Genomic DNA, 14016 nt, shown 5'->3' on the forward strand with positions numbered 1-14016 from the left:
CAATAAACCGTACGCTATTGGAGACAGAGAATGATTAAAAAAGATGACAGCAACAGAAAATACTCCGCTATTTTGGTCGATGGCATCCAAAAAGCTCCTGCTCGTTCTATGCTGCGTGCTGTCGGTTTTACCGATGAGGATTTTAAGCGCCCACAAGTTGGTATTGCCTCGACTTGGAGCCAAGTGACGCCCTGTAATATTCATATTAACGGCTTAGCGGATGAAGTGGCCAAAGGCGTTTATTTGGCCTATGCCAAACCGATTATCTTTAATACTATTACCATCTCTGACGGTATTGCTAACGGTTACCAAGGTATGAAGTACTCCTTAGTATCGCGTGAAGTGATTGCCGACTCTATTGAAACCGTGTCGGGCTGCCAAGGTCACGATGCGATCATTGCTATCGGTGGCTGCGATAAAAATATGCCGGGTTGTATTATGGCCATGGCGCGCTTAAACCGTCCTTCGCTGTTTATTTATGGCGGTACCATTCAGCCGGGTAAAAACCACACCGACATCGTTTCTGTCTTCGAAGCCGTCGGTGCCAATGCCCGTGGCGATATGACAGCAGAGGAAGTCTTAGAAGTTGAAAGAACGGCTATCCCAGGCCCTGGCTCTTGTGGTGGCATGTATACCGCCAACACCATGGCATCAGCGATTGAAGCGCTTGGCATGAGCTTACCCGGTAGCTCGGCGCAAGAAGCTATCTCTCCGGAAAAACGTGAAGACTGCCGAAAAGCCGGTGAAGCGATCCAATGGCTCCTTGATAATGATATCAAGCCTAGCGATATTATGACGCGCAAGGCCTTTGAAAATGCCATTACCATGGTGATTGTATTGGGCGGCTCAACCAACGCGGTTCTGCACTTACTGGCTATGGCCGATGCCATTGGTGTCGAGCTAAATATTGATGACTTTACCGAAATAGGAAAGCGCGTTCCTGTGTTGGCCGACTTACGCCCATCAGGCCGTTACCTCATGTCAGAGCTCATCGAGATTGGTGGCATCGCCCCATTAATGAAGCGCTTATTGGCAAAAGGGTTACTACACGGTGATTGCTTAACCGTTAATGGCAACACCATCGCTCAAAATCTAGCTAACGTAAAAGATTACCCGGAAGGCCAAGACATTATCCGTCCGTTCGACAATCCCATTAAAGCTGACAGCCATTTGCGTATATTACGCGGCAACGTTGCACCAACCGGTGCGGTAGCAAAAATCAGTGGTCAAGAAGGCACTCAATTTACGGGCACAGCACGGGTGTTTGACTCAGAAGAAAATGCCATGAGCGCCATTTTAGATGGCACCGTGGTGGCGGGTGACGTGGTTGTTATTCGTTACGAAGGCCCAAAAGGTGGCCCCGGAATGCGTGAAATGCTGTCGCCGACCTCTGCTATTATGGGGCGCGGTTTGGGCAATGATGTTGCCTTAATTACCGATGGCCGCTTCTCTGGTGGTAGTCATGGTTTTGTCGTTGGCCACATCACCCCTGAAGCCATGGTTGGCGGCCCGATTGCCATTATTGAAAACGGCGACACCATCACCATTGATGCCGATAATAATGAAATCAATTTAAATATCAGCGAAGTAGACATTGAGAAGCGTTTAAGCAGGTGGATCGCTCCAGAGCCAAATATAAAGCGCGGCGTACTGGCTAAATACGCCAAAACCGTTGGCAGTGCCTCAGAAGGTGCCATTACCGATAGGTTTTAAGCGCTAAATCACTTGCTACGATAGCTTAGCGCCTCAGAGACATGGGCGCTGGTGATGCATTCGCTATCTGCCAAATCAGCAATGGTGCGCGCAACGCGTAATACCCGATGGTAGCCGCGCGCCGATAGATTTAGACGCTGCTGTGCAAGCTGTAATAACTGTTGCTCGGCCTCGCCCAAATGAATATATTTATCTATCTCATTGGGGCTAAGCTCATTATTTACCTTTTTCTGCCGTTTTAACTGCCGCTCATGCGCGGCAGCGACTCGTGTGCGGACTTGCTCAGAGGTTTCGCCAGCCTGCGCATTTTGTAAATCAGCAATCGGTAGCGCTGGCACAGTAATATGCAAATCAATCCGATCAAGTAATGGCCCTGATAGCTTATCCTGATAGCGTTTAATCTGCTCAGGTCGGCAGCGGCATCGCCCTGAGCCGTCACCATCATAGCCACACGGGCAAGGATTCATCGCTGCTACCAGTTGAAAGTTTGCGGGGAAAGTAAGCTGCGAGTTGGCACGGCTAATGGTTATTTGCTTGGCCTCTAACGGCTGACGCAATACTTCTAACACCGTACGATCGAACTCTGGTAATTCATCTAAAAATAAAATTCCCTTGTTAGCAAGGGTGATCTCGCCAGGTTTGGGACGAGAACCACCACCAACCAACGCCACTGCAGATATGGTGTGATGAACTTGCCTGAATGGCCGCGTACCATAATCATAGTCGCTATCTGCCACTGAATAGGTGCTGGCAACTTCTAATGCGTCTTCATCACTCAAGTCTGGCAAGATAGTGGGTAGCCGTGATGCCATCAACGTCTTGCCAGAACCCGGCGGTCCGGTAAACAGTATCGAATGGCCACCAGCGGCGGCGATTTCTAACGCCCGCCTAGCATGATGCTGACCTTTAACATCCGCCAAATCAACTTTATAAGCAACTTTACTCTGCGCAGCGGTTGCTTGCACGACTTCTAAGCGCTCATCTATAAGGCTAGAATCTGTGAGCGACTGCAAATGATTACAGACTGCCTTTAAGTTTTGCGCCGCTAATATCGTCACCCCCTCGACACGGCTGGCTTCCGCGCCATTATCAATCGGTACTATTAATTGCCGTAACTGGCGCGATTCTTGTTCATCAGATTTTGTAGAAGGTTTGGTAGAATTTACCACTAACGACTCTGCTTTCATCGCTCGAGCAACCGCCAAGCTACCACTCACTTGCCGCAACTCGCCATTGAGTGCAAGCTAGCCGATAAACTCAAACCCTGATAACGTTTCTGGCTCAAGCTGTCCACTGGCGGCCAAAATACCGATGGCTATTGGCAAATCCAATCTTGCACCATCTTTTGGCAAGTCTGCCGGTGCTAGATTAATCGTCAAACGCCGATTAGGGAATTGAAAGCCCGAATTCAAAATCGCCGAGCGCACCCTGTCTTTACTTTCGCGCACAGCAGCGGCAGGCAAGCCGACAATGGTCAGCGCTGGCAAGCCTTGTGATAAATGCACCTCGATAATGACCTGCGGCGCGTGCAGTCCGACGACTGAACGCGTATAGACTTGGGCGAACGACATCAGCGTTTCCTACTATAAAGATTAATCGATAATAGAGCATTATCAATCAGCGCGCAAATGTCGTGTTCTATTTTTATCAATCCGTTTAAACCTTATTATTTCTAGCCTATTTTTTAATAGATAAAACTCATTTCTGACTACTACTAAGCAAAATATCAGCGCCTAAATTCTGCGATTTATTCGCTAGCATAGATATTTAAAAGTGTTATATGATTGATAAATGTTTTTAATTTTTCTTATTTATTATTTCATTCAAAAAAATAGAAAATAAGACAGATAAAAGCATGGCAATAAAAGGATTTTATTGACATATAAAGCTTGGCGGTGATTTTCGTTAGCGCTTTATAAAATCGTAATTAACCATGGATGGGTAAGCTTATGAGCATTAATGTGCTTAATCGGCGTGTACGCACACTCACGCTATTGACGATGGCAGTCTCTCTGGGACTGTTTGGCTGTTCGGATAACGACAATTTTAACGGCAATATAGACGACGGCACTGGTGATAGTACTTATGCGGCGGATATCCAGCGCACTGAGTTTGGTATCCCGCACATCACTGCTAAAAATTATAAAGGTCTGGGTTATGGCGTCGGGTATGCTTTTGCCGAAGACAATATCTGCTCCTTAGCACGTGAAATCGTAATCGCTAAGGGTGAGAGTATGCGCTATCTGGGTGCTGAGGGTAATGAGAATAGCGATGTTTTCTACACTTGGTATAACTCTCCTGAACGACGATCGGGTTTTCTAGGGGCTCAAGACCCTGAAGTGATTGATGCGGTCAAAGGCTATGCCGCTGGCTACAATCGCTATTTGCGTGACAAAGGGGTCAAAATATTGAAGACCCTGCCTGTGCAGGCGCTGAATGGGTTCGCGAAATCAATATTGACGATATGTTGGCTCTATATGGCAAAGCCAATTTACGCGGTGGACTCTCTAACTTCGTCAAACAAATCGCACAAGTAGCTCCTCCAGCGTCAGGTATCGTCATGGGAAGCTCTAGAATGAGTAGCCCTGAACCTATAGCAGAGTCGGATGAAAAATTCGATATGACAACTATCAACGTATTAGATGGCGGTAGTAATGCTTATGCCTTTGGTAGTAAGGTAACAGGTACTGATAGTGGCGTAATGTATGGAAATCCACATGAACCATGGGAAGGCGTTCAGCGTTTTTATGAATTTCATACAACAATACCAGGTAAGATTGATGTGATGGGTTCCGCTCAGCAAGGTCAACCTTTTATCAACATCGGCTTTAATAAAGACGTGGCTTGGAGCCATACGGTATCGACTGCTAAGCGCTTTACCCTTTATCAGCTTAGTCTAGTCAACGGTAGTCCTTTTAAATACAATTATGTCAACAGCGACGGTAAGGTTGAACAACGTGATATTGAAACGGTTCCAGTCATTGTTAAGATGCCAAACAATCAAACAATAACTCGGAACATCTATGTTTCACATTATGGGCCAATACTCAATGCAAAACTGCTTGATCCTCGCTTACCAGCATGGGGTGATGCTAATAACGTTGTTTATACTATCCGTGATGCTGCCTCTGAGAACCCAAGAGCCCTCAATCAGTGGCGCAGTATGAATATGGCCACTAGCGTTGGAGATCTCGTCGATAGAATGCAAAAAATTCTAGGCCTAGGGTTTGTCAATACCATTGCTACTGACCGTAACGGTAAAGCGCTTTACGCCGATATCTCAACGGTACCTAATGTCACTAGAGAAAAGTTAGTAGCTTGTAGTGCTGACGCTGGAGCTGCTCTTCCTCTTTTGATTGCCGCAGACTTACCTGCACTTAATGGTAGTACGGCTGCCTGTGAGTGGGATACGGACGCCGATTCTCCTCAAGCGGGTATCTTTGGCGGCTCAAAATTACCGTTTTTAATTCGTGATGATTATGTCCTAAATTCAAACGATAGTTATTGGCTCAGTAATGCAGAACAACCATTAACTGGATTCTCCCCATTATTAAGACGTGATTTGTTACCGCTTTCTGAAGACGCGGCACCGCTATCTTTACGTACCAGAATGGCATTTACCCAAGTATTAGATAGACTGAGCAATAAAGATGGACTTGGTGGCCATAATTTTGATTTAGATAAGCTACAACAAGTCGTCTATGGCAACCGCAGTTATGCAGCCGAATTAGTGCTCGATGATGTCTTAGCAGATTGTACCGCTAACCCTCTATTGCCTTTAAAAGACGGTGGCAGCATTGACGCAACCCAAGCTTGTAACGTACTAAGCAATTGGGATCGCCGCGATAATCTCGATAGTAAAGGCGCTCATGTCTTTAGAAAGTTTTGGACCAATCTTGGTGTGAGTGATTATGCAGGTTTTGGTGTTCCATTTAATAAGGCAGATCCCATTAACACCCCTCGTGACTTAATCATCAATGATAAGACACGTACTGCGCTTGGCGACTCAATCAAATATTTGGTGGTGTTCTAAAAAGTATGCTGGCGATAGAAGCCAATAAAAAATCTATGCTAAGTTCTCTGATTCTATAGGGCTTTCAAGGCTTCAAAAACTGTTCAAGTTTTAATCAGCATACTTTTTGACACACCACCAAATATTTTAATGATAGAACTATTGCGCTTGATGCGCCATTAGGAAGCTTGCAGTTCGTTATTGATGCAGGCAAGAACAATGAAAAGATTCCTATGCATGGTGGTTTTGGTGGTGAAGGCGTCTTCAATGTCGCAAGCTCAAGTCAAAACAGCGATGGCACTTATGGTCCAGTGACCAATGGCCCAACCTATATGCAGTCAGTGACCTTTGATAGTAAAGGTCCTGTTGTAGAGGCGCTGCTTGCCTACTCACAAGCAGGAGATACGACGCGCCCTTATCATCGTGATCAGACGCGCCGTTATTCAGATAAAGAGTGGATTCGTCTGCCATTTAGTAAGAGCGAAATATCCAAACAAGCGGTTGGTGAAGTGATTAAATTGAGAGAATAGTTCTAGCTAAATTATTGATTATAATAAAAAAGACTTTAGGGTAATCCTGAAGTCTTTTTTTATTGTAGATAGCAATACAACTTTATGGGTATATACGAAAACTTACCGTCCATGCCACTATGACTATTGATTTGTTATACTACTTATTACTTAAGTGGCGATTTATACAGTTAAACCGAGGAATCTCGCATGTCAGAACCAGCCGATATCAATAGCGACCAAAAATCTTTCGCTCATGCCGACGAGCAGCCTACGACTGCACGCCCTGTGGTTGAGATGCCCAATCCCTATGCCAGTACCCGTGGCAGCATTACCAGCAAACAGCTACCAGCATTCGATGAAGAGATTATCAATAAATACAATCGTTCTGGGCCGCGTTATACCTCCTACCCGACCGCATTAGAATTTTCACCGATGCCTGAGGGGCTGGAGACTAAGATTCTGCAAGAGCGCGAAGCCGATGCGCCCTTATCGCTGTATTTCCATATTCCGTTTTGTCGTCACCTTTGCTACTACTGTGCTTGTAATAAAATTATCACCAAAAAGAACAGCGACGCTGGAGATTATTTAGAATATTTAATGGCGGAAATCAAGCACAAACGTAGCCTATTAAAAACGCCAGCCGATCGTAAAAATCCACTGGTTAAGCAGCTGCATTTCGGTGGCGGTACGCCAACCTTTCTACAAGATAATGAGTTGATAAAACTTTGGGAATTTTTGCAGACCCAGTTTGAATTTTTGCCAGAAGACCAAGGCGATTACTCTATTGAAATCGATCCGCGTGAGCTTGGCGACGAGACACTAACGGTACTGCGTAACCTTGGTTTTAACCGCGTCAGTCTAGGCGTACAAGACTTAGATGAAAAAGTACAAATTGCCGTCAACCGCATCAACTCTGCTGAACTGATTGAGAATGTGCTTGCTGAAGCGCGTAGATTGGGCTTTCATTCTACCAACGTCGATTTGATTTACGGCTTACCGCATCAAACGCCAACGACTCTAGACAAGACCGTACGCCGTGTTATCGAGATGTCACCCGATCGTTTATCGGTGTTTAATTACGCTCATTTACCTGAGCGCTTTAAATCGCAACGCCAAATTAAAGAGGAAGATTTACCGACGCCAGCTGCCAAGCTTACCATGCTTGGTAATACCATCAATACCTTGAGCGAGGCCGGTTATCAATATATCGGTATCGACCATTTTGCCAAACCTGACGATGAGCTTGCTATCGCCCAGCGCGAAGGCAAGTTACATCGTAATTTTCAGGGTTATACCATCATGGGCGATTGCGATTTATTAGGTTTTGGCGTGTCGTCAATCAGCCAAATCTCTAATGCCAATAGCAGCTATATTTTGCAAAACCATACGGATTTGCAGATATATAAAGAAAATATCGATGCCGCGCGTGATAATCCAGCGATCATGCCAGCGGTCAATGTGATTAAAACCTCGATTAAAGATCGTCTGCGTGAATACGTGATTATGAATTTGCTCTGTCACGACTATATCGATTTTAGAGACGTTAATCAGAAATTCGGTATCGATGCTATTACTTACTTTATCGATGAAATTCAGCAATTGGGCGCGATGCAAGAGGACCGCTTGATTGACATGGATGCCGCTGGTATTCGCGTCCTGCCAAAAGGTCGTCTATTAGGGCGTAATGTCGCTATGGTGTTCGATGAGTATCTTGAGAAAAAACATAAAAACCGCTTCTCTAAAGTAATTTAAAACTTTTTTATACGTTATTAATAAAAAAGACTTCGCTAATGCGAGGTCTTTTTATTGGCTGTAATACGATAAGTATTGATAAAAAAACCAATCTACTCTATTCAGTCGGCATAACAATATATAAGCGATTGGCATCTTCAATGGTTTTTTCTTTATCGAGATACTTTTGCTCGACGCTACTTTTTGGATTGATTATATCGGTATCTGTCATCGCAAAATCATCATCATTGAGTAGACCCAATGAACCATCTTGTCTTAACCATAAGCCCTCAAGCTTATCATGTGGGTAATCTAAGCTCGCCAGCACATCGACGACCAAGGTTTTTTTAACAGGCGTGATGTTTAAGTTTTCAAGGGTCTGCCAGTTTTCTTCGTCTTCTGCAATCAGCTGCTCAAGCGTTTGCCCATTCACTGTCAAACCCAGTCTATCATTCTGTTTAACACTTTTATCATTTGCAATGGTTGCAATATCTGTTGCTTGCGCGATATTAATTTTATAAATGAGTTTTTGTGCTGACTTATCTTGGAGCGGGAATTTGCGATCATGCTCAATGAGATAAAACTCATGGTCATTAAGCGCCACAATGCCAGAGGTCACATGCGCTGCATTATCCAATCGATATAAATACTGCGCTATTTGTCCTGAAACTAAGTTAATCGTTACCATACGTACTAAAGAAGACAGTCGCCCTGACTTATCGGGATTGTCCATAGAGGACTCCATGATACCGACCAGCGTCGTTTGGTCAGGCGTAATGGTTAACGCCTCCATGCCACGATTGGCACGACGTTTGCTAAATTCCGTCGGTAACAAGATTGGCTTAGCATCAACCATCACATTATTACGCTCATCATTGGCAAACGCATTGATACGCGCAATCTCTACGCCATTGGCATCGTAATGCACAAGGTGCGGACCGTACTCATCGCTGACCCAAAAGCTGCCATCTTGCAGCGCTGCGAGTCCTTCAGGGTCTAAACCATTGATATCAGTTTTGATCGGATTACTTACCGCATCAAAAGGCAATTGCGGGTTGACTGTCATCGGTTGACCATTGACATCATAAGGTACTTCATTGGTGCCGCCAAAAGCCTTGGGGTTTGGTAGTCCTGAGATAGGATTGCCATTGCTATCTTTTAGAATTATTTCTTTTACTTTGATAATTTTGCTGTCAGCTTGCAATTCAAACAACCCAATAGACGGCGTATAATTTGGCACAAGAAACTGCTTACCTTTACCGGCAATTCCGTCAAAGTCGGCATTAGGACCACGGTCGGTCAGGGCATAAAATTGCTTGGCATTGGTTGGATGCGCCGCTGCATCTGAGCCGTAGCCGCCGCCTCGAATCTCTAATTTCTGCTCAGGATAAGCGGCATTGATATGCGACGCATCAAGCTCGCTATAAGGCAACGGGCTACCTTGCACAAATTCATTTATAGCCGTCATTTTATTATTGATATCTTCGTTAGCCATTATTATTTTCCTTGAATTATTATTGTTATTAAAAATAGAGTAATGCACGCTAAAAAGTTGATTAGCTATCAATTAAAAGTTAAAAAAATAGTCAGCACGTAAAACGCTCACTGACTATTTTTCTAACAAATTTAAATACGCCTAAAGCATACTTAGTTAAACCTTAAGCTTATCACCTACCATACCTTTTATGGTACTTAGAATGTCAGCCGGTAATACCACCATTTTTGCGTTATCAGATTCGGCTAACTGACGAATCGATTTGATATATTGCTCGCCAAGTAAATAGACAATCGGCATTTCTTCGTCGCCCATTGCAGCAGTAATCAGACGAATAGATTCTTCTGAGCCTTTCGCCAATACCACTTGCGCTTCCGCATCTCGGCGTGACGCTTCTAGGCGACCATCTGCCTCTAAGATAGCCGCTTGCTTTTGCCCGTCAGCACGGGTGACGGTAGCACGGCGTAAACGCTCTGCCGCCGCCTGCTCTTCCATCGAGGCTTGCATGGTTTGCGAGGGATTGATATCTTGGATTTCTACCGTCTTTAAGGTAATACCCCAATCGGCAATATCCTCTGAGATGGCATACTTGAGCTTGGTTTTGATTTCATCACGGCTTGACAAGGCGCTATCTAAATCCATCTCACCAATGATTGAACGCAAAGACGTCTGCACTAGATTTCGAATACCGTATTCATAGTCTTCGATACCATAAACCGCTTTATCGGGGCGCACGATATTAATATAAGCAACGGCATTGGCGATAATGACCACGTTATCTCGGGTAATGACTTCTTGTGAGGGAATATCAAGGACGATATCTTTGGTCGTCACTTTATAAGCCACATCGTCGACATAAGGAATGATTAAATTTAATCCCGGCTCTAGGGTTTGGCTATATTTACCGAGTCTCTGCACCACCCATTTATACCCTTGAGGAACAATGCGCACGCCTTTGAACACCGTAAACACGACCAATGCAATCAAAACGATCATGACAATACTAAAACTTTCCATGTTGCACCTCTATTATTATGCCTAACTATTTTTATTAATAACTGCTTGCGCTTGCATACTACTGACAATCAGCTCATTACCTACGATATCCGTCACTATCACGCGATCGCCGACGGCGACTTGCTCACCGCTCGTACGGCACATCCACTCAGCAGCCCCGACGATAGGTACACTAAAGCGTACAACGCCTGCGCGCTCTAACTGCGGCGCGACGATAATCATCCCAGTTTCACCGATGATGACACTACCGCCCAACCCCGCTTTGGTGCGATCGACAGATAATGGTTTGATAAATTTAAACCAAGCCAATAAAAAGATAGCCGAGAGCACCAACCAAATAATGATTTGCATCGATACAGAAATGGGTAGCAACCACGCAAGAGCAGCCACGATGATAGCCGCTCCGCCAAACCACAGGCTGGCAAACGTCGGTACAAACATCTCAATGATTAGCAATACAAAGCCTAATACCAGCCAGTGCCACGGTTCAAGCATCCAAAGCATCTCCATAATTGCTCATTCCCTATCTTTATCATTCTAGCTTTCAATGTAGCACATTTTGTTATCAAACAGCGCCTTAAAAGTTATAGGCATAAAAAAACGACCACCTAAGTGATCGTTTTTTATTTTGCTTATCATCTAACTCTTTCATTAATATAGAACTTAATGTTCAGTTAATTAGAATTTAAGATGAGCGCCGATAGTCATAAGATCCGCATCGCTACCTAGTTTGTCATATTCTGCTTCAACGCTGAAGTCAGGATTGACTGAGTAACCAAGACCAACACCGCCTGCTAGGCTTGTATCTTTATCTGTACCGTTATATAAACCTAAAGTTGTACCAGAGGCTTCTACTTCAGTTCTGGCAACCCCTAATTTACCTTTAGCGTATAGCCCAGTATTTGGGAATGCATAACGGTAAGTACCGTAAGCGCCGTAAGTTTTGGCATCGATATCGCCGCCACGATAATCAGCATCATCTGAACCTACATATTCAGCTTCAATACCGAAGTTAGGATCAAAGTTATAGCCACCGTATACGCCATAAGCAGTTGGATCATCAGCACCATCTACGTCTAGGTCAAACTGACCGACTTTTACACCAACGTATGGCTGGCCAGTATAACCATTGCCGTATGCTACGGCTGCTTGTGCACCTACGCTTAGTAAAGAACCTGCAGCTAGGGCTAGTAAAGTTTTTTGTAGAGTTTTCATGTGTAGCTCCTTAAAATCAATTTGGACAAACAAGTTATTTATTTATGTGGGCTTTTTAGCCATATCGCCTTGTTTGCTAACGATGTATACATAGTAACAAACCATGTCAAAAACTCTGTCAGTGTTTAATGGTAAGAAAGTTAACTTTTGCAAGTGTTTGTCGGCCCTTGGGTTACAAAGGGCTAGATATGAAATCTTTTGTTACAATCACCTAGTTTGAGTAATATTCCCTACTCATTAACAGCGACTGAGAGTCAACATTAAAAAGGCGCATCCCGAAAGATACGCCTTTTATTATGAAATCAACGTCGATTTAAGCTTTAATTAAGCTTATTTTTTATCTTCGTCAACTTCAGTAAACTCAGCATCAACGACATCGTCATCCGCTTGGTTGTTGTTACCAGCATTTTCAGCGCCTTGTTGGAACTGGCTTGGATCCATACCTTCTGGACCAGCACCGCTGTCAGCATAAATCTTCTGACTGATTGGTAAGAAAGCATTGTCTAGCGCTTCAAGTTTGGCTTTGATATCATCATAATCATCTTCTTTAGCAGCCGCTTCAAGCTCAGAGATGGCAGTTTCTACTGTTGATTTTTCATCTTCAGTGACTTTATCGCCAGCTTCTTTTAGCGCTTTTTGTACCGCATGAATACGACCATCTGCTTCGTTACGTACCTGCGCAAGGTTAGCAAATTTCTCATCTTCAGCAGCGTTGGCTTCAGCATCACGCACCATTTGTTCGACTTCTTCATCCGACAAACCAGAATCCGCTTTAATCTGGATACTTTGCGCTTTACCAGTACCTTTATCTTTCGCTGAGATGTTCATGATACCGTCAGCGTTAATGTCAAAGGTAACTTCGATTTGCGGCAAACCACGTGGCGCTGGTGGAATATCCGTCAAGTCAAAACGACCAAGCTGTTTGTTTTGGTTAGCGATTTTACGCTCACCTTGATACACCTGAATCGTTACGGCTGGCTGGTTGTCTTCCGCCGTTGAGAAAACTTGTGATTTCTTAGTTGGAATCATGGTGTTTTTCTCAATGATTGGCGTCATGACACCGCCCATGGTTTCGATACCGAGCGTCAATGGTGTTACGTCAAGCAATAGGACGTCAGTTTTGTCACCAGACAATACCGCACCTTGTATCGCAGCACCAGCGGCAACCGCTTCGTCAGGGTTCACATCTTTACGTGGCTCTTGGCCGAAGAACTCTTGTACTTTTTGCTGCACTAATGGCATACGAGTCTGACCACCAACTAAGATGACGTCATCAACATCGCCAACTTTTAGACCAGCATCTTCAAGGGCAGTTTTACAAGGACCCATCGTGCGTTGTACTAAATCTTCCGTTAAGCTCTCAAGTTTTGAGCGGCTGATAGTGACAACCAAATGCTTAGGACCACTGCTATCGGCAGTGATATATGGTAGGTTGACTTCAGTGCTTTGGGCACTTGATAGCTCGATTTTTGCTTTTTCAGCGGCTTCTTTTAAACGCTGCATCGCCAGCGAGTCACCTTTTAGGTTGACGTCTTGATCTTTTTTGAACTCATCAACCAGATAATCAATCAACGCTGAGTCAAAGTCTTCACCGCCAAGGAAGGTATCACCATTGGTCGCTAATACTTCAAACTGCTGCTCGCCATCAACGTCAGCGATTTCGATGATTGATACGTCAAAAGTACCACCACCCAAGTCATAAACGGCAACGGTGCTATCGCCTTGCTTCTTATCCATACCGTAAGCAAGTGCGGCAGCGGTTGGCTCGTTAATAATGCGTTTTACATCAAGACCAGCGATTTTACCCGCATCTTTGGTTGCTTGACGCTGTGAGTCATTAAAGTACGCAGGTACTGTTACAACAGCTTCGGTGACGCTTTCACCAAGATAGTCTTCCGCTGTTTTTTTCATTTTTTTCAAGATTTCAGCAGAAACCTGTGGTGGCGCTAATTTTTTACCGTTAATTTCAACCCATGCATCACCGTTATCGGCTTTAGCGATTTTATAAGGCACCATACCGATGTCTTTTTGTACCACTTTGTCATCAAAACGACGACCAATCAGACGTTTAATGGCAAATAAAGTGTTGTTTGGGTTGGTCACCGCTTGACGCTTTGCTGACTGACCGACCAAGATTTCGTCATCTTTGTAAGCGACAATCGATGGTGTGGTACGTGTACCTTCAGCATTTTCGATGATTTTAACTTTATCACCTTCCATCACTGCGACACATGAGTTCGTTGTACCCAAGTCAATACCAATTACTTTACCCATAATTAATTGCTCCTAATTTATTTTTTAAATAAGCTATTTATCTCATC

The 14016-nt window shown here is 44.3% G+C and carries 10 protein-coding genes and 1 pseudogene; 5 read left to right on the plus strand and 6 right to left on the minus strand.

What is annotated here, in order from left to right; all coding sequences use genetic code 11:
* Window positions 1-30: 30 nt before the first annotated feature.
* Window positions 31-1713: a dihydroxy-acid dehydratase gene (ilvD, locus tag RAH45_RS13175; protein ID WP_068404344.1), complete on the plus strand. Its 1683-nt coding sequence runs from the start codon at window positions 31-33 to the stop codon at window positions 1711-1713.
* 8 nt (window positions 1714-1721) lie between these two features.
* Here the strand turns inward: ilvD and RAH45_RS13180 are convergent.
* Window positions 1722-3284 (minus strand): annotated as a pseudogene (locus RAH45_RS13180) (YifB family Mg chelatase-like AAA ATPase).
* Between the two features lie 378 nt (window positions 3285-3662).
* Between RAH45_RS13180 and RAH45_RS13185 the strand changes: the two are divergent.
* From RAH45_RS13185 to hemN, 4 genes are all read left to right on the plus strand, one after another.
* Window positions 3663-4250: a penicillin acylase family protein gene (locus RAH45_RS13185; protein WP_226928783.1), complete on the plus strand. Its 588-nt coding sequence runs from the start codon at window positions 3663-3665 to the stop codon at window positions 4248-4250.
* Window positions 4178-5746, plus strand: a complete 1569-nt coding sequence (locus RAH45_RS13190; protein WP_306495348.1) for a penicillin acylase family protein — start codon at window positions 4178-4180, stop codon at window positions 5744-5746. Before RAH45_RS13185 ends, RAH45_RS13190 begins: the two co-directional genes overlap by 73 nt.
* Window positions 5747-5913: 167 nt before the next feature.
* Window positions 5914-6255: a penicillin acylase family protein gene (locus RAH45_RS13195; RefSeq protein ID WP_228706558.1), complete on the plus strand. Its 342-nt coding sequence runs from the start codon at window positions 5914-5916 to the stop codon at window positions 6253-6255.
* Window positions 6256-6444: 189 nt separating this feature from the next.
* Window positions 6445-7989, plus strand: coding sequence for an oxygen-independent coproporphyrinogen III oxidase (gene hemN / locus RAH45_RS13200; protein ID WP_193030422.1), 1545 nt, complete (start codon window positions 6445-6447; stop codon window positions 7987-7989).
* 97 nt (window positions 7990-8086) lie between these two features.
* Here hemN and RAH45_RS13205 read toward each other — a convergent pair whose 3' ends face one another.
* The 5 genes from RAH45_RS13205 to dnaK form a co-directional block, all read right to left on the minus strand.
* A complete protein-coding gene (locus RAH45_RS13205) occupies window positions 8087-9463 on the minus strand; it encodes an esterase-like activity of phytase family protein (RefSeq protein WP_068404322.1) in 1377 nt (458 codons plus the stop codon).
* 156 nt (window positions 9464-9619) lie between these two features.
* A complete protein-coding gene (locus RAH45_RS13210; RefSeq protein ID WP_068405008.1) occupies window positions 9620-10480 on the minus strand; it encodes an SPFH domain-containing protein in 861 nt (286 codons plus the stop codon).
* Window positions 10481-10501: 21 nt separating this feature from the next.
* The gene (locus RAH45_RS13215) at window positions 10502-10990 is read right to left on the minus strand and encodes an NfeD family protein (protein ID WP_227514939.1); all 489 of its coding nucleotides are present in this window, start codon (window positions 10988-10990) and stop codon (window positions 10502-10504) included.
* Window positions 10991-11158: 168 nt separating this feature from the next.
* Window positions 11159-11695 (minus strand): porin family protein, encoded by a 537-nt coding sequence (locus RAH45_RS13220; protein WP_068405010.1) that lies wholly within the window; start codon window positions 11693-11695, stop codon window positions 11159-11161.
* A 330-nt stretch (window positions 11696-12025) separates the two neighbouring features.
* Window positions 12026-13969, minus strand: coding sequence for a molecular chaperone DnaK (dnaK, locus tag RAH45_RS13225; RefSeq protein ID WP_068405012.1), 1944 nt, complete (start codon window positions 13967-13969; stop codon window positions 12026-12028).
* Window positions 13970-14016 lie beyond the last annotated feature (47 nt).

This window comes from Psychrobacter sp. van23A (genome assembly GCF_030845275.1).
Classification (GTDB): domain Bacteria; phylum Pseudomonadota; class Gammaproteobacteria; order Pseudomonadales; family Moraxellaceae; genus Psychrobacter; species Psychrobacter faecalis.